Origin of the sequence: Micromonospora sp. NPDC049679, from assembly GCF_040659735.1 — a bacterium.
Lineage (GTDB): Bacteria > Actinomycetota > Actinomycetes > Mycobacteriales > Micromonosporaceae > Micromonospora_I.
Window position 1 is genome coordinate 12984 of the sequence record NZ_JBFANZ010000011.1, and the last position, 16904, is coordinate 29887.

At 69.2% G+C, this 16904-nt stretch carries 8 protein-coding genes and 2 pseudogenes; 5 read left to right on the top strand and 5 right to left on the bottom strand.

The annotated features are described in order from the left end of the window. Positions 1-1210: 1210 nt before the first annotated feature. The 5 genes and pseudogenes from AB0J06_RS09650 to AB0J06_RS09670 form a co-directional block, all read left to right on the top strand. A pseudogene (locus tag AB0J06_RS09650) lies at positions 1211-7096 on the top strand (LamG-like jellyroll fold domain-containing protein); the annotation flags it as partial. 253 nt (positions 7097-7349) lie between these two features. Next, positions 7350-7481, top strand: a pseudogene (locus tag AB0J06_RS09655) (hypothetical protein); the annotation flags it as partial. Positions 7482-7718: 237 nt separating this feature from the next. Beyond that, a complete protein-coding gene (locus tag AB0J06_RS09660) occupies positions 7719-9917 on the top strand; it encodes a polymorphic toxin-type HINT domain-containing protein (RefSeq protein WP_357426784.1) in 2199 nt (732 codons plus the stop codon). Between the two features lie 85 nt (positions 9918-10002). Further along, a complete protein-coding gene (locus AB0J06_RS09665) occupies positions 10003-10386 on the top strand; it encodes a hypothetical protein (protein WP_357426565.1) in 384 nt (127 codons plus the stop codon). Positions 10387-10459: 73 nt separating this feature from the next. Beyond that, complete coding sequence (locus tag AB0J06_RS09670; RefSeq protein ID WP_357426567.1) at positions 10460-12718, top strand: hypothetical protein; 2259 nt, start codon at positions 10460-10462, stop codon at positions 12716-12718. A gap of 108 nt (positions 12719-12826) precedes the next feature. Here the strand turns inward: AB0J06_RS09670 and AB0J06_RS09675 are convergent, their stop codons facing one another. The 5 genes from AB0J06_RS09675 to AB0J06_RS09695 all read right to left on the bottom strand — a co-directional run bounded on the left by AB0J06_RS09675 (position 12827) and on the right by AB0J06_RS09695 (position 16688). Continuing rightward, positions 12827-13246 carry a PPOX class F420-dependent oxidoreductase gene (locus AB0J06_RS09675; protein ID WP_357426569.1) on the bottom strand — a complete coding sequence of 140 codons (420 nt, stop codon included), beginning with the start codon at positions 13244-13246 and terminating at the stop codon, positions 12827-12829. 279 nt (positions 13247-13525) lie between these two features. Then, a complete protein-coding gene (locus AB0J06_RS09680; RefSeq protein WP_357426570.1) occupies positions 13526-14188 on the bottom strand; it encodes an ElyC/SanA/YdcF family protein in 663 nt (220 codons plus the stop codon). Positions 14189-14325: 137 nt separating this feature from the next. Beyond that, positions 14326-15423 carry an agmatinase gene (speB, locus tag AB0J06_RS09685; protein ID WP_357426572.1) on the bottom strand — a complete coding sequence of 366 codons (1098 nt, stop codon included), beginning with the start codon at positions 15421-15423 and terminating at the stop codon, positions 14326-14328. After that, on the bottom strand, positions 15416-16267 hold the full coding sequence (locus AB0J06_RS09690; protein WP_357426574.1) for a nitrilase-related carbon-nitrogen hydrolase: 852 nt from the start codon (positions 16265-16267) through the stop codon (positions 15416-15418). Before AB0J06_RS09690 ends, speB begins: the two co-directional genes overlap by 8 nt. A gap of 4 nt (positions 16268-16271) precedes the next feature. Next, positions 16272-16688 (bottom strand): nuclear transport factor 2 family protein, encoded by a 417-nt coding sequence (locus AB0J06_RS09695; RefSeq protein ID WP_357426576.1) that lies wholly within the window; start codon positions 16686-16688, stop codon positions 16272-16274. Positions 16689-16904: the final 216 nt, after the last annotated feature.

Sequence of the window (16904 nt, forward strand, 5' to 3'; positions counted from 1 at the left end):
CCACCGCGTCCCGGCGGTCGCGTGAGAACGCGTCCCTACCGCCTCCTGCCACTCCACCCAGCAATCGACCCGGGGGTTGACGATGTCCTTCGGCATTCGGCGCACGTCCGGCCGGTCCACCCGGCGGAACAGCCGCCAGCTGCTGGTCCGCGCCACCGTCGTGCGGCCCGCCATCGCCGCCGCACTGGTCGGCGTCCTCGCTCTCAACCTGGGTGGCAGCGGCGTGAGCGGCCTGCCCACCTCGGGTGCGGGGCGCGGCGGCACCAACCCCGGGGACGCTCCGGCCGGGAAGCCCGGCCAGAGTTGGGGCTCGGCCGCCGGTCGGAGTCATCTGAAGGAAGGGCGCGTCAACCGGGAGCTGCCGAAGTCGCTGCGCGGGCAGTACCCGTTGCACACGCTCGCCCAGCAGCCCAAGCCGACCGGCAACAAGGCAAAGGTCGAGGCGGCGCCGTCGAGCGAGGCGAAGGGCTACGACCGGAAGACCAGCCGGGAACGGCCCGCCGAGCGGGACGCCAACCAGCGGGTGTACGACAACGCCGACGGGACACAGACCACCGAGTTCTCCTCGGCACCGGTCAACTACCGGCGGGCCGACGGCAGCTGGGCGGCGATCGACACCGGTCTCGTACCGGTGACGGACGGCACCGGCTGGCGCAATGCCGCGGACTCGGTGAGCGTCCGGCTGGCGGATCGGGCCGACGCGAGCGACCTGGCGCGGTTGACCTTCGAGGGCGGCGCCGAGTTCAGCTTCAGCCTGGCGGAGGCGACCGGCGCGGCCGGTCAGGCGCAGGGCGACGCGGTCACCTACCCGGGTGTGCGGCCGGACGTGGATCTGCGACTGGAACCACGGCCGGGCGGTGTGAAGGAGACGCTCGTCCTGCACTCCGCCAACGCGCCGACGTCGTACCTCTTTCCGCTGCGGTTGCGGGACCTGACGGCGAAGCTGGTGAACGGGCAGGTGGTGCTGAGTGACAAGGCGGGCACTCAGCGCGCCGTGATCCCGCCCGGCTACATGCTGGACGCCGGCAACGGCTCCCGCGGCCCGGCGACCTCGACCGGGGTCAGCTACGAGCTGGTCACGGCCGCGGGAGCACCCGCGCTGCGGGTCAGCCTCGACGCGAAGTGGCTGCGCGACCCGGAGCGGCGGTACCCGGTGGAGGTCGACCCCACCGTGGGTCCTCCGGTCAGCGGGATCGGCGCCGACAGCAGCATGTACGTCCACGGGGGCAGCTCGACCAGCGGGGGCCAGGAACTGCTGGTCGGACGGTCGAACGGGTCGAACGCGGCGGCCTACCTCAAGTTCGGTGGGCTGGTCGGCCAGTTGCAGAACCACAGCATCCACGGTGTCGCGCTGTCGGTGGTCAACTACGACGCCGGGTCCTGCAAGCCCCGCGCGGTGACCGTGCACCCGGTCACCGAGTCGTGGACCGCGAGCACCGGTCACTCCTATCCCGGACCGGCGGTGGGCAGTTCGCTGGCCAGCCGCTCGTTCGCGCACGGGTACATCGGGCTCGGACAGTCGCAGTCGGCGTGCCCGGCCGCGGGGGAGGTGTTCGACCTCGGCGTCGCGGGCCGGAACCTGGTGCAGCGCTGGGTCAAGGGCCAGCAGGCCAACAACGGTCTTTCCCTGCGCGCCTCGACGACCGACTCCTCGGCGTGGAAGCGGTTCGCCGGTACCGGCACCGCGAACCCGCCGAAGCTCTATGTCACCCACTCGCCGTACAACGCCACGTACGCGATCCCGAAGCCGAGTCCGGAGCCGCCGGTCCTGCGCAACCAGGACGGCAAGGTCAAGGTGACCGTGACCAACCTCGGTGCGGAGGACTGGTCGCCGGCGAACTACTACCTCGCCTACCGCGTCTACAACGCCGAGACCGGCGCGGCGGTCACCCAGCAGCGCGGGGCGAACCTGCCGGCCACCCTCGCGCGCGGCGCGCAGGTGACCCTGGACGCCACGGTGAAGCGGTTGGAGCCCGGGGCCTACTTTCTCGACTTCACCATGGTCCGTACCGGGGGCGCGGTCTTCACCGACCACCAGGTCCCGCCCGGCCGGATCGTGCTCCAGGTCTTCGACGTGCCGCCGGTCGTACAGGAGCTCTACCCGGGCAACGGGTACCAGGCGTCGACCCTGACCCCGTTGCTCTGGGCGCGCGCCGTCGACTCCGACGCCGCCCCCGGGGCCACCCTGTCGTTCAAGTTCGAGCTCTGTGACCGTACGGACGCGGGTGACGCCACCAACTGCACCAACTCCGGCTACCTCACCAAGCCCTCCTGGGTGGTCCCCGCCGGCCGACTTTCCTGGAGCAAGAGCTACCTGTGGCGGGCCTACGTCAAGGACAGCGCCAACGAGGTCGTCTCGCCGTACTCCGTGCTGCTGGCCTCGGTGCCGCAACCGGAGTTGCTCTCCCGCATCGCCGGCTCCCCGGACGCCGAACAGGGTCGCGAGTTCGATGCGCAGGTCGGCAACTTCACCACCTCGGCCATCGACGCCACCGTGGTCACCGAGGGGCCGGAGCTGAATCTGCTCCGGACGTACAACAGCCTCGACCCGCGGCCCTCGGCGGTGTTCGGCGCCGGCTGGTCCAGCCGCTACGACATGAAGCTGACGTCGGACAACGACGGCTCCGGCAACGTGATGATCCGCTATCCGGACGGGCAGGAGGTGCGGTTCGGCAAGAACCCCGACGGTAGCTACGCCGCGCCGTCCGGCCGGGTCGCCAAGCTGACTGTGGACAGCACCAGTTGGAAGCTTCTCGACCGCTCCGGTGCCACCTACCAGTTCTCTCTGCTCGGCAAGCTGAACAAGATCACCGACAAGTCGGCCCGGTCGATCAATCTGACTTACGACGGCGGCACCGGGAAGCTGGCCAAGGCGCAGGTTTCCAACAGCCTCACCAACACGGCCGGCCGCGCGCTGCACTTCACCTGGACAGGGGAGCACATCACCACGGTCAAGACGGACCCGGTGAACGGCGCGCAGTTGACCTGGACCTACACCTACAACGGCGACCTGCTCACCAAGGTCTGCTCGCCCACCAACGCCTGCACCGGTTACGAGTACGCCGCCGGTTCGCACTACCGCACCGCGGTGCTGGACGCCCGCCCCGACTCGTACTACCGGCTCGGCGAGAGTGAAGGCGCCGGTGCCGCCAGCGATGTGGCGATCAACCTTGGCAAGGACGCCGGCACGTACCGGAACGTGACGCTGGCGCAGCCGGGGGTGGTGGAGGGTGCCACCAACACCGCGGCGTCGTTCAACGGCTCCTCGTCCCACGTCGAGCTGCCCAAGGGCCTGGTCAAGAAGAGCCGGGACGCCGCCGTGGAACTGTGGTTCAAGATCGGCCCCACGCAGACCGGCGGCCCGCTGGTTGGTTACCAGGACAAAGCCGTCGGCACCGCGGCGACCACCGGCGTACCGGTGCTCTACACCGGCACCGACGGGCGGCTGCGTGGACAGTTCGCCGGCGGCACGATCGCGCCGATCACCTCAGCGGGCGCCGTCAACGACACCAAGTGGCACCACGCCGTGCTCACCGCGATGGGCACGACCCAGACCATGTACCTCGACGGCGTCAAGGTCGGCGAACGCACGGGGCAGACCATCGACCACTCCCTGTTGACCTTTAACCAGGTCGGCGCCGCCTCGGCGACCACCCCCACGTCCTGGCCGGCGTGGGGTGGCACCGTGCAGCGGCACTTCGCCGGTCTCATCGACGAGGTGGCCGTCTACTCCCACCCGATCGGCCCGGACACCGCGGCCGCGCACTTCCGGTACGCCAAGCCGGCCGCCCAGCAGTTGACCAAGGTCGCCCTGCCCAGCGGGCGCGTCGCCAGCGAGGTCGAGTACGACAGCGCCACGGACCGGGTAAGGGAGTACACCGACGACAACGGCGGGACCTGGAAGATCGGCGTCCCGGCGATCTACGGCGGCGACACGGACCTGCGGCGCAGCATCCAGGTCCTCGACCCGGCGAACCGCCCGCACCTCTACGAGTACGACGCGCTCGCGGGTCGGCTGCTGCGCTCCGGCACGCCGCTCGGCCTGGAGACGCGCGAGGAGGATCGACCGGGCGAGCCCACCACGTCGCCCAGCCCGCCGCCGACGCAGGTCTGCACGCAGCCGGACCCGAACGACCCCGCCTTCTGCACCATCATTCCGGACACCTCCGGTGGACCCGTCTTCGTGCGGCATCCGCTCGACGGCATGGCGATCCGCACCTACTCGTACGACGAGGAGGGCTACCAGAACAAGATCACCAACGAGAACGGCGACTCGGTGGAGATGACCTACGACAGCAAGGGTCACCTCGCCTCCCGGAAGTCCTGCCGCACCTCCACGCAGTGCTTCACCAACTACTACACCTACTCGACGACTGTCACCGACCCGTTCGACCCGCGCAGCGACCTGGCGGCCGAGTCGCGGGACGGCCGGTCGAGCAACGCCACCGACACCATGTACCGCACCACCTTCGCCTACGCGCCGAACGGCCAGTTGGAGAGCCAGACCAACCCGGACGGCAGCAGCGTCAGCCACAGCTACACCAGCGGCGCCGAAGTCGCGGTCGGTGGCGGGAACCAGCCCCCGGGACTGCTCAAGACGAGCACCGACGCGCGCGGGAAGGTCACCAGCAACGCCTACTACAGCAACGGTGACCTGGCCAGGGTGACCGAAGCGTCCGGCCTGGTCACCGAGTTCACCTACGACACGCTCGGCCGCCGGCTCACCGAGAAGGTCATTTCCGACAGCTACCCGGCCGGCGTCGCCACCACCTACAGCTACGACAGCCAGTCCCGGGTGCAGACGGTCACCGGGCCGGTGACCACCGACGTCGTCTCGGGCACCCGGCACCAGGTGCGCACCACCAACGAGTACGACCCCGACGGCAACGTCACCAAGGCCACCGTCGCCGACCTGCTGGGCGGCGACCCGGAGCGGGCCACCACCTCGGAGTACGACGAGTACAACCGGCCCGTCCGAGTGGTCGACGCGGAGGGGAACGAGACCACCTACGAGTACGACCGCTTCGGCAACCGGACCTCCATGGTGGACGGAAACGACAACCGGTACGACTGGGCGTACACCGCGCAGAACAAGGTCGCCGAGGTACGGCTGCGGGGTTGGCGCAGTGACCCCGCGGGGGCGCCCGGCACCGGCACCGGCGACCACCTCGTACTGCACTCGTACTCGTACGACTTCGCCGGCCGGTTGGCCAGCGACACCGACGCGATGGGCCGGCGGCTGGAGTACCTCTACTACCGGGACGACCTGCTCCACAAGATCACCCAGAAGGACTTCCGCAACCCGGACGGCACCAAGCGCGACTACGTCGTGGAGGAGAACACCTACGACGGCGCCGGCAACCTGACCAAGAAGGTCGAGGCGAACGGGACCCGCACCACCCAGCACAGCTACGACAGGGCCGGCAAGGTCGCCACCAGCACCCTGGACCCGACGGGGCTCGCCCGCACCAACACCTTCGCCTACGACGGCAACGGCAACGTCACCAAGACGACCCGCACCGGCAAGGCGTCGAACGTCCCCTGGTTCGTCGCGTCCACCACGGAGACCGTCGACTACACCTACGACGACGCCGGCAATCTGCTCACCGAGAAGGTCACCGCGGGCACCGAGACCCGGCTGACCAGCTACACGTACGACAAGCGGGGCCTGCGCCTGTCGGTGACCGATCCGCGCGGCAACGTCACCGGCGCCGACAAGGCGGCGTTCACCACCACGTACCGGTACGACGAGCTCGGCCGCCGGGTCGGCGCGACCGGCCCGGCCGTGGCCGCGGAGACCAACGGCGGCACCCCGGCCGTCGTGAGCCCGGAGAACGCGGTCGGTTACAACACCTTCGGCGAGCAGGTCGCGGTCCGGGACCCGCGCGGGCAGATCTCCCGGATCGAGTACGACAAACTGGGCCGGGCCGTGCGGACCATCGCGCCGACCTACCTGCCGCCCGGGGTGAGCGAGGCGATCACCCCGAGCACCCGCACGACGTACGACCCGCTCGGCAACGCGATCGAGAAGATCGACCCGAGCGGTACCACCCGGTACAGCTACGACCAGCTCAACCGGCTGGTCACGCTGGACGAACCCTCCTCGACCAACGACGACCGGGCGGTCACCCGCTACACGTACACCCGCACCGGTGAGGTCCTGTCGGTGACCGACGCGACGGGCGCCCGGACGGAGTCCACCTACGACGACCTGGATCGGGCGGTCACCCAGACGCGGGTGGAGCGTCGGCCGGTCAACCAGAACCTCGTCACCAAGATGGCGTACGACGACGCCGGTAACCTGACCACGATCACTTCGCCCAGTGGGGCCACGACGGTCAACGCCTACGACACCGTGGGTGACGTCATCCGTACGACCGCCCCGACCGGGGAGGCTCCCGCCTTCGGTTACGACTACGCCGGCCGCCAGGTCCGGGCCTCCGACGGGCTCGGCCGGACCACGCGGATCGGGTACGACCTGTTCGGCAACCGGGTCAGCGACGCCAACCTCAAGGCCGACGGCACGGTGCTGCGGACGCAGACCTACGGCTACGACGCCGCTGGCAACATGACCTCGTCGAAGGACCCCTACGACGTCGTCACCAGGTATGAGTACGACGCCGCGAGCCGGCTGGTGAAGCAGGTCGAGCCGGTCACGGACACCGAGTCGATCACCACCACCTTCGGCTACGACGTCGCCGGCAACCGCACCCGCTACACCGATGGCCGCGGCAACTCCACCATCTACACCTTCAACAACCTCGGGTTGCCGGAGTCCGCCATCGAGCCCTCGACGGCCAGCCACCCGGCCGCCGCGGACCGCACCTGGACCGTCGGGTACGACGCGGAAGGCAAGCCGGTGCGGCTGACAGCGCCCGGTGGGGTGAGCCGTCAGCGCACGTACGACGCGGCCGGTCGGCTGACCGAGGAGAGCGGCTCGGGCGGCGAGACCGCCACCGCGGCCCGCAGCCTCCGCTACGACGCGGCGGGCCGGCTGACCAGCGTGACCGCCCCGGGCGGCAGCAACAGCTACAGCTGGAACGACCGGGGGGCGCTGCTCTCCACCGCCGGCCCGTCCGGCACCGCGACCTTCGGCTACGACGCCGACGGCCGGGTCACCTCCCGTAGCGACGTGACCGGCACGGCCACCTTCGGCTACGTGAAGGGCCGGCTGGACTCGCTCACCGACTCGATCACGGGGCAGCGTCAGCAGTTGGCCTACGACGCCGCGGGCGCGGTGAAGACCGTCGACTACGGCGGCGGCCGGCACCGCGACCTTCGGCTACGACGACTTCGGCCGGGTCAACAGCGACACGCTGAAGAACGGGGCCAACGCCGTCGTCGCCTCGGTGACGTACGGCTTCGACCTGAACGGCCATCTGACCAACAAGAACACCACCGGCACCGCCGGGGCGGGCAACAACACGTACACGTACGACAAGGCGGGCCGGCTCACCTCCTGGACGGGCCCGGCGGGCACGATCAGCTACGGGTGGGACGCGAGCGGGAACCGCATCCGGGCGGGGTCGAAGACCGCTACCTTCGACCAGCGCAACCGACTGCTCTCCGACAGCGACTACACCTACGCCTACACCGCGCGCGGCACGCTGCGCAGCCGGACCAGCTCCGGGCTGAGCGAGCAGTACTCATTCGATGCCTTCGACCGGCTCACCGCCGCCGAGGGACAGACGTACGGCTACGACGGCCTGGACCGGCTGGTGTCCCGCACCGGCACCACGTTCACCTACGCCGGGCTCGGCGACGAGGTGGTGGCCGACGGGGTCGAGTACTTCGCCCGCGGGCCGGCCGGTGAATTGCTGGCGACCGCGCAGGGCGCCAACGAGCGGCTGTCGCTGACCGACGCACACGGGGACGTTGTCGCGGCCTTCGATCCCGCCAATACCGAGCTGACCTCGCTCAACGACTCCACCGCGTACGACCCCTTCGGCAAGAAGGTGACCAGCGCCGGCGACACGGGGAACCTGGGCTTCCAGGGGGACTGGACCGATCCCGACACCGGTCAGGTCGACATGGGCGCCCGGTGGTACGACCCCGGCACCGGCGCGTTCATCTCCCGCGACAGCGTCAACTACAGCAGCGGCGACTCGGTCCTGGCCAACCGGTACACCTACGGTGCCGCCGCGCCGCTGGACTTCGACGACCCCGACGGCCACTGGCCGAACTGGGTGAAGCGGGCCGCCAGGCACGTCAGCAATGCCGTCTCCACCGTGAGCAACGTGGCCTCCACCGCCTGGAGCCACGCCACCAGCGCCTGGAACGCGGGTTGGTCGGCGCTGCGGGCGGCCGGCAGCTGGGTTGTCAACAAGGCGGTCAGCGCCGTCCAGGCCGTTGTCCGCAAGGTCGGCGAGGGCATCACGGCCATCCAGAACGGCAACTTCAAGGACTGGGCCAAACAGCAGGCCGGGGCCATCCGGGCAAAGGCCCATGAAGCCAAGGTCGCGGTGATGAACACCGCGAAGGCCGCCGTACGGCAGGCCGTCAAATTCACCAAGCTGCCGGTCGTCGCGGCGCTGACCAAGCCACTCATAGCGGCTGCCAAGGTCGTCTCGGCGGGCATCAAGGTCGCGGCGAGCGTCGTCGCGGTGACCGCCCAGGCGATCCAGGACCCCGCGAAGTTCAAGCAGAAGCTGCTGCTGGCGGCCGCCGAGAAGTTCGCCCCGCTGGTCGAGGGCGCCTCGGAGATGTGGGACAAGGCGACCCAGTTCGTCGAGGACCACGCCGCCGAGATCACCGGCTTCGCCGTTGGTGCCGTCGTGGGCCTCGGCTGCGGCGCGGCGATCGGTTGGACCGGTGTCGGCGCCGTCGCCTGTGGCGCACTGGCCGGTGCGGTGGGCTCCGCGGTCACCGGCTACATGAACGGCAAGCGTGGCTGGGATCTCGCCGGTGAAACGGCGATGGGTGGTCTCTTCGGCGCCGCCGGTGGCGCGCTCGGCTCCATGGCCGGCCAGGCTCTGGGCGCCGGCGTGCGTGCCCTCGGCGGCGGGTTGCGGGCGGCGGGCGGCAAGGCCCTGAGCGCGGGAATCGGCGAGGCGCGGGCAATCGCCGGCGGAATGCGCGACCTCGGCCGAAAGGCGCTCGGGCGATGCCCGAACAGCTTCACCGGTGAGACCCGGGTTCTCATGGCCGACGGCAGCCACAAGCGGATCGACCAGGTGAAGGTCGGTGACAAGGTCCTCGCCACCGATCCGACGACCGGCCGGACCGAAGAACGCGCAGTCACTGCACTGATCGTCGGATCCGGTAGCAAGAATCTGGTCGAGATCACTGTAGATATCGATGGGAAGGCGGGCGACGCGACCGGCAAGGTCACGGCCACGGACGGTCACCCGTTCTGGGTTGCCAATATGGACCGCTGGGTCGAGGCACGGGAGCTGAAGGCCGGCTACGTCTTCGAAACCTCTGACCACCGGCCTGCGTCCGTAGTCGCCATTCGAAAGTGGACCGAGCGGCAAAGAGTCCACAACCTGACGGTCGACAGACTTCACACGTACTACGTAGCCGCCGACGACACCAATCTCCTCGTTCACAACTGCGAGGTTCTGTTCGGGCAGGCGCGGGTGGGGCCCAATTTCTCGTCCGCGGGCGCGTTCAATGGTCGCTCAGTCTATGACGTAGCAGACGATCTTATCGCTGGCACGATCAGCCCAGACGATGTCGTGATTAATGCCTTCAGGCACCGCGGTGCGCTCGTGACTGAGAACAATCGGAGCCTGACCGCACTTAGTCTTGCCGGAATGAAGCCCACAAACATCAACATTGTCCGAGCAAGTGGAAAGCTGTTGGGCCGCCTGCGTGAAGAGACGCCCCTAGGTGACATTCTCCCCTCCCGACGGATAGCGATCACGCCTTCGCAGAGCAACCGGGAGATTCTTGATACCGTCACGATCCCTGACTAGATCTTCCGTGCGAAGGATGGTGGATGGTATGTCATCAGCCGTGAACAGTGATCGACTGAGAACGGCTTACGAGGACGCGCCCCGAGTGTTCATGACGGGAGAAGGTGGTATCACCAGAGCTGAGGTTCAATTTCGTTCTTCGTTGCTGGAGTCCGGGCAGGTATGGGTCACCAAGCTCGTATTTGATCGAGTTCTCGACTTCAGATTCTATGATTTCGAGCTAGGTCTCCACGATCGTCTCCCCAACCCGAACGAGGTGGAGTATGCGCTCGTGCGCATCGAATCCTCGGACCTGATCTCAGCATTCGCGGAGTCTGGCGCATTGCGGCAAACGGCGAAACCCGTCGTTGACTTGCCCTTGCTGCAGCACTACCGAATCGCCTTCGACGATCACGGCATCTACGACATTGTGTGCCTTGATCTCAAGATTACATCCTATCGCGCCATGGATCGGCTACATGAGGAGTGAGATGCGGACGGTATCGATGGGTAGCCAAGTTTTTCGCCGTTTCCGAAGTTTCCTTGTGATTCTAGGAATCGGCGTGCTCGCCTCGGTCGGGATGACGGCGCCTGCGTCGGCCGACGAGGCCGGTAAGGGCGGTGATTTTGTTGCACTGAACACCGAGCTCCTGGACACCCGCTCCGGCGTCAACGTGCCCGTCGTCGCCAAATCCGTGACCTCCGTGGCCGCTCTCGGCGTGGGTGGGATCCCGACGAGCGGGGTGCGAGCCCTGCTGGTGGACATCACCGGGATCAACCCCACGGCGAACACCTTCCTGACGGTGTACCCGAAGGGAGCCACCAGGCCGGAGGCGTCCTCGATCAACGTCAGCAAGGGTGAGGTGCTGTCCAACTCGGTCGTCGTCACCGCCGGCACCGACGGGAAGATCGACGTTTTCAACCACCTCGGCAGTACGCACTTCAAACTGGACGTCCAGGGGTACTTCACGAACAGCAGCGCGGGCCCGGGCGGCGGCTTCGTGCCCGTCGAGCACACCCGTGTGGTCGACACCCGAAGCGGGCTCGGCACCAGCACCGGCACCATCGCGGGCGGCGGCGCTCGCACCGTCACCCTGACCGGTGGGGTGGTGCCGGCCGGCGCGACGGCGGCGGTGATCGACGTGGTCATCACCGGTGCGACCGGCTTTGGCTGGTTCACCGCGGCGCCGGCCAACCAGGCCGGCGCGGCAAACGCGATCGACTACGTCACCGGCACGACATCGATGGGCATGGCCGTGAAGTTGCCCGTCGACGGCAAGGTCGTGCTGACCAACAGGGGCGGCGTCGCAGTGCACGCCGTCGTTTCCGTCCAGGGCTACGTGACCGCGTCCTCGACGACCGGGGCCGGCCTGCGGATGCTGCCGGCGGCCCGGCTGCTGGACACCCGCGCTGTCGCCGGCGGCATGCCGCTGCCGGCCAACGGCACGATCGATGTCGCCATCGGAGGCACGAACGGGCTGCCCACCCGGGGGATCGCCGGAGCCGCGGTGAATCTCACGGCGGTGAGCCCGGCCGGCAGCGGCAACCTGAGCGTGTGGGCGCTCGACGGCACCGCCAGTAGCGTCTCCACCACGAACTTCACCGCCGGCCAGGTCGCCCGGTCCAGCTTCGCGGTGAGCAGGGTCGGCACGGAAGGCAAGGTCCGCGTCAGGAACAACAGCCCCGGTACGGTGCACCTGCTGGTCGACCTTCAGGGATGGTTCGCCGACCCGATTGCCACCCTGCCGGTGGCACCGTTCACCCGGACCTCGGTGCTGCAAGCCCGGCCGGACGGGACACAGTTCGGGGCCCTCACCTATGCCTACACCGACAATCTCGGGCGCCTGCGCACGGGCCATCAGTCGGACCCGGGCAACTTCGGCACGGTGCAGTGGAGTACGGCCTCCGGATTCGACGCGTTCACCGGGCAGCCGACCGTGAACCAGCTGGCAGACAAGAAGGTTCAGGTTGCGGTCCAGAACGTGGACAGCAACATCGCGAAGGCCACGCAGACCGCGACGGGCGCGCCGACCTGGACGGCGTTGTCCTCCCTCGGCGGTTCGATGGCCGGGCCTCCGGCATCGGCGACCCTCGAGGACGGCACCAGCGTCCTCTTCGCCGTCGACGCGGACGGCCGTCTCTGGCACTACCGCCAGACGGCGACCGCGCCGTCCTGGAAGAGCCTGGGCAACCCGGGCCTCGCCGGCCCGGTGACCGTCCAACCTCTCGCCGGCGGTGTCCGGCTCGTCGTCACCGGCACCACGGGCACGGTGAAGACCGCCCTCTACGACACCGACGGCACGGTGTCGGCCTGGGCCGACCTCGGCGGGAACACGGCGGGTGCGCCCGCGACGGTCTTCTATCCGGGGAACCGGACTCGTATCCTCGCTCGTGCGACGGACGGTTCGATCATCACGAAGCTCCAGAACGTCGACCTGACCTGGCCGTCGACGTGGGCGCCGGTGGGCACGTTCACCGCCGCCGGAGCACCAGCCGCGATCATGGACCCGGTCCTGGGCCGGATCGCGGTCGTGGCTCGCGGCGCCGACAAGGAGCTGTACCGGGTTTTCGAGACCGCGATGGGCTCTGGTGTCTGGGGTGAGTGGCAGATGCTCAACCCGTACCCCGAGACGCCCGACAATGCCGCCACGGACCCGACCGTGGTCCCGTTCATCGGCAATGCCGGCGAGTCGTGGCTGATCGTGTTCCGTAACGCCAACGACTTCACTCGGGTGTACGAGCGGCAGCTGCCGCAAGCGGCACAGACTCTGGCAGCGCGATCGGAGTTCGTCGCTCGCTCATTGCCGGCGCCGCCGAGGTGAGGTGACGACCCATTCCACGGGTGCCCGCCGACCGAGCCGGTCGGCGGGCACCCCCCAACGTTGGCGCCTTAGCTGCCAATGACGTCGCGCGCCCACCGGGCATTGACGTCAGCCGGCCTGGCTGCTGTCTTTGAGCGCGCCCCAGCCGTGCCAGCGGTCGATCTCGATCCAGGCGCTGACCCGAGCGCGATCCCGCTGTGGATACGCCCGTCCCGTGTAGTGCTGTGACAGTCGGTCGATGTCCGTGAGGCCATCGTCCTCGCGCAGTTCCGTGACGCGCCCGATGATGCTGACGTGGGTGTACCAGCCGCCCTCATCCATCACCGTGAGTGAAACCCGAGGGTCATTTCGGACATGGCTCAGTCGGCGCCGGCCCTCGTCCATGTTCACCATGATCCGGCCGTCGTCCCACAGGTACCAGGTGGCCGCGGACACCGGCTGGCCATCGGGTCGGAGTGTGGTGATGACGGCGGGGTTCGGTTTCTGCAGCATGGCGACCGCGGGTGCGGGAAGCGGTGGCTTCGACATGAAATCTCCTCTTCGCGTCGGCGTTTACCCCCGCACGTTACGCACCTGCCCGCTCCGATCAAGTTCGTATGGGCATCCCGGCGGGCCGGGCAGCGCCGATCGGTCTCAACGAGGGTGTGCCCACGGGCCGTCGGGGACTGGGCGGGGGCGTGCGTCCTGCGCTGGCACCTGCCGAGGATCGCTCCGGGCGGGCTGCGCCCGGGCCTGACGATCTCGCTGGCCCGCTACCACCCGGCGGGGCAGGAAGCCAACCGCGCGACGGTGCACGTCGTGGCCCGCTCAGCTGACCCGTAGTGCGTCCTGGACTGCCGGGCTTTCGGGCGAGTGGACCGCTGGCGGCCTACGCCGTACCGCGTCCCATGCCGCCTTCCCACTGGCGAAGTAGTCGCGGACCGCTTTTCCGGCGAGCAACGTGGCGGCGCAGCCGTCGCAGCGGGCGGTCACTCCGTCGACGTCGAGGCCGAGGCGCCGACACAGCGTTACCGCCCGCGACAGGTGATAGGACTGCGTCACGATCAAAGCTCGGCTCACCCCGTAGACCTCGCGCGCCCGCGCGCAGCTGTCGTAGGTGTCCAGGCCGGACGGGTCGGCCACGACGCGCCGCGGATCGACACCGAGCTCGGTCAGGTACGACGTCATCGCCGCCGGCTCGTCGCCGGACGCCCCGCCGCCGTCGCCCGACACGAGGATCACCCGAGCCCGCCCACTGTGCACCAGCTCGGCGGCGGTCTCCAGGCGGCCGGCGAGCCGCGCCGCCGGTCGACGGCGGTCCGCCGCCACCTCGGTACCCAGGACGATGACGACATCCGCGGCCGGCGCGTTGGCCTCGTCGTACACGTGGCCGTGCGCGGATATCTTCGTCCACACCCAGGGGGCGCTCACGAGAAGCAGCGCGACCACGGCCGCGGCGGCCAGGAGCGTCAGGCGTCGACGTCGCGGCATCGCGGGACGGGCCCGGTCGGTCACCCCACCCACGAGCAACGTCCGGCGAAAACCTCGATGCGCACCCGTCTGTCCTCCGTGCCAGCCGGCAATCTGCCCATGGTAGTAGCAGCGGCCCGGAGTGGATGCCCGCGCGGTTACGACGAACTTGTGGTCGAAGCTCCGGCCGGGCTACGGGTCGCCGCTGCGTCAGACGTACTCGCCGGCGCGATCTGACGGAACTGCGGAGCACGGGGCGACGCGTCAACCGATCCGACACGGGCGTCGACCTCGCGGAAGGCCATGGCGGAGAGGAGCTCGTACGCGGCGTGGGACGCGGCGATGCCGGTGATTTCCGCATGGTCGTACGCGGGCGCGACCTCGACGATGTCGGCACCGACCAGGTTCAGCGTGGCGAACGAGCGGAGGATGGCGAGCAGTTCACGGCTGAGCAGGCCGCCCGACTCGGGCGTGCCGGTGCCGGGCGCGAAGGCCGGATCGAGGACATCGATGTCGACCGAGACGTAGACCGGACGGTCACCGACCCGCTCCCGGATGCGCTCCACGACACCGCGCGTACCGATGTCCTCCATCTCCCGCGCGTGCACGATCTGGAACCCGAGCTCGACGTCGTCGGTCAGGTCGGCCGACGAGTAGAGCGGGCCACGGATGCCGACGTGCATGCAGCCGGACCTGTCGAGAATCCCCTCCTCGGACGCCCGACGGAACGGGGTGCCGTGGGTGTACGCCGCGCCGAAGTAGGTGTCCCAGGTGTCGAGGTGGGCGTCGAAGTGCACCACCGCGACCGGTCCGTGCTTCGCCGCCATGGCCCGCAGCAGGGGGAGCGCGATGGTGTGGTCCCCGCCGATGGTGAGCAGCCGGTTCGAGCGTTCGAGCAGGTGCCGTGCGCCCCTCTCGATCTCGATGATGGCCTCCTCGATCGAGAACGGGTTCGCCGCGATGTCGCCGGCGTCGGCGACCTGTTGGCGGCCGAACGGTTCGACGTCGAGCGCGGGGTTGTAGGGGCGCAGCAGGCGCGAGGACTCACGCACGTGGGACGGGCCGAAGCGTGCGCCGGGCCGGTAGCTGACTCCGGCGTCGAACGGTACGCCGACGATGGCGACATCCAGATCGGACACTTCGTCGATACGGGGCAGCCGGGCGAACGTCGCAGGGCCGGCGAAGCGCGGCAGGACGCTGGCGTCGACCGGGCCGACGTGGTCGCCGGAGACGACGCGGGGCGGGTTCTCAGTCATGGAAGTCCTCGATGTGCGTGCGCGCCAGGGCGGTGTATAGCTCCGGACGCCGGTCGGCGTGTACGTCATTGTGTTCGCTGATGTGTTTGTCCCTGGCCGCGTCCAGGTCGAGCGTCGCCGTGACGGTCGCCTCGCGGCCGAGGGCGAGATCGCGCAGCGGCCAGCCGTCCGGGTCGACGATCACTGTCCCGCCGACCCATCCGACAGCCCGCTCGTCGCCGGCCCGGTCGGCGACCGCGACGAAGATGCGGTTCGTCGCCGCGGCCGCCTGCACCCGGACGATCTCGCTCGGGCGCTCACCCTCGGGTCGTGGCAACTGCGGCCAGTTGACCGGGGCGCACAGCAACTGTGCCCCCTGCAGTGCCGCCAGCCGGATCCACTCCGCGAACTCCAGGTCATAGCAGATCATCACCGCGATGCGCCCGTACGCGGTGTCGACGACAGCCGGCGCGGCGTCGCCCGGGGTGAACACGAACTTCTCGCGGTCCCACAGATGCGCCTTGCGGTAGACCGCCCGGACCCCGGTGGCGTCCACGACCACGGCCGAGTTGCGCACCCGGCCGTCCGCGTCCAGCTCGCAGAACCCTCCCACGAGGAGCACGTCGAGCCGCCGAGCGAGTTCGCTCCACCCGGTGACCGTCGGCCCGTCGATCGGCTCCGCCAGTGACCGCGCCTCGGCGGCGTCGGTGAAGACGTAGCCGCTGTTGGCGAGCTCCGGGAGCACGATGATGCGGGCGCCCGCCGCGGCGGCGGCCTCGACAGCGCGTCGTACCCGGTCCCGGTTGCCGTCGACGTCTCCGACCGCGAGTCGGACCTGACAACAGGCGACCTGTACCGGTGTCATCCCGTCACGCGTCTCCGGTTCGAGGGTCGACGGACAGGTGCTCGTGCACCCCGAGCCACGTTCCGCCGCTGTCACGGCGGAACACGATCGTCTCCCGCTCCCGTAGTTCCGCCGCTTCTCCGGCCACGCGCGTGCGTACGCGGTGGGTGAAGATGGCGACGTCGGGGCCCACCACCTGCACCCGCTGATCGAGCGAGCGGCACCCCAGGACCTTGAATCCGTCCCGTTCCCAGCCGCGCCAGATCTGCTCGTAGCGCGAGCGGGAGGTGATCACCTCGTCGTTGTTGTGGAACACGAAGCTGGCGTTCTCGTCGAAGCTGGCGAAATACCGTGCGACGTCATGCGCGCCGAATGCCGCGACCAGCGCCCGGGCCGCGGCGAGCACGTCGTCGTGCTCGGCGGACCGCGCTGCGGCGCTCACGAGATCACGTCCACCGACGGCCGCCCGAGCGGCACGTCGCGCCCAGCATCATCGGACCTCGCAACCTGCATGACTACCCTCCGAGGGTCGGCCATCTGCGTCACCAATCGCCGGCGTCACCGTTGCGCCGCCGGCCCCGCTGATGTTGCCATGCGTGCAACACGAGTTGCAAGTAAGTAAACGTGCCATCGGCTGGCGTTTCTGGTCCAATGGTCT

Bases quoted from the DNA above. Each gene is read 5' to 3' on its own strand.
- AB0J06_RS09675 (WP_357426569.1), bottom strand. From the start codon at position 13,246: ATGTCGAAGCCACCGCTTCCCGCACCCGCGGTCGCCATGCTGCAGAAA.
- AB0J06_RS09680 (WP_357426570.1), bottom strand. From the start codon at position 14,188: ATGCCGCGACGTCGACGCCTGACGCTCCTGGCCGCCGCGGCCGTGGTC.
- speB (WP_357426572.1), bottom strand. From the start codon at position 15,423: ATGACTGAGAACCCGCCCCGCGTCGTCTCCGGCGACCACGTCGGCCCG.
- AB0J06_RS09690 (WP_357426574.1), bottom strand. From the start codon at position 16,267: ATGACACCGGTACAGGTCGCCTGTTGTCAGGTCCGACTCGCGGTCGGA.